The 1,065-nt window shown below is 47.5% G+C and carries 1 protein-coding gene; it reads left to right on the forward strand.

Annotation, left to right across the window (positions count from 1 at the left end; all coding sequences use genetic code 11):
* On the forward strand, positions 1 to 987 hold a 987-nt coding region (locus tag B4F73_RS06640), incomplete at its 5' end, for an SGNH hydrolase domain-containing protein (protein ID WP_290482806.1).
* Between the last annotated feature and the right edge of the window lie 78 nt (positions 988 to 1,065).

A 1,065-nucleotide genomic window follows, 5' to 3' on the forward strand; every position in this document is an offset into this window, starting at 1 on the left:
ATATTGATGCTTCCCAGCGCGAGCCTCTATCGCGGTGCAGCAAGTGCCTCAAATCTCGCCCTTCTGGAGACCCCTTCGGAAATTGGAGAAGAAGCACAACACTCAGTACAGAACGACAATTTCGCGGTGGACAATAATGAAAAATGGACTCCATTGAACGCAAACACCGTCAATCGTTCGGCTATGCAGAGATTGTACCCACACCCGTGCATATGGGATGAAGATATGGTCTCTTTCAGACAGGTAGATGGAGAATGGCTTTGCAATGATAGAGCACCTATTCAGATACTAACCATTGGCAACTCTCACGAGCGCGCTGGCTATTCCTACATAAGGAATGTTTTCAGCGAGGAGTTCCGCGCATCCGAATTCGGAATCACCTACGCCTCCACTCATTCTCGCGGCATTGACGAGGACGGGAAAATTATCAGATGCAACTTTCATAAACTGAAGGACCTGCCATTCCGCTCCAGTGTATCTGAGTGCAAATGGATAGTGGCACAACTTGCAGATCAACAAGCTATCGCGTCTGACTACGACGTAGTTGTCGTCAGCGCACTTCGTCCAAATGACTGGGGGAAAATATATTTGGACTACGCTGCTCAACTACAAAAAAACAACCCTCAGCTCAGAGTTGTAGTGATCGGCAGTCTCGTCAGTATAGGAGACTATCGTTGCATAGATCTGGTTAATCAGAAGAAAGATCTTAGGGCGTGTTCAAACAACGACTTGGTGGAGTACTACTCCCCCAACGAAGAAGATGAAATCCGCTCCAATTGGCCGGACTTAGAGTTTTTCTACGTAGACCAGCGTAAGTTGCTTTGTGGGAATGGCGATTTCGAATCCTGTGATATCTATGAAGACGGAATTCCAATTTTCTTTGATGGTAGCCACTTAAATTGGTTAGCTACAATCAAGTTGGTAAGGCTATCAGAAGAAACAAGGCTACGAGACAGGCTGAAGCACTACATATTAGGCCGTCATTAGACCGCTCTTGCGGCAGATATCCAATCTGCCCAGCATAGACCGGAGCAGGCAATTCACGAGCGCAAGCCGCGCCGCTTC

Origin of the sequence: Hyphomonas sp. UBA3601, assembly GCF_002375605.1 — a bacterium.
GTDB lineage: Bacteria > Pseudomonadota > Alphaproteobacteria > Caulobacterales > Hyphomonadaceae > Hyphomonas.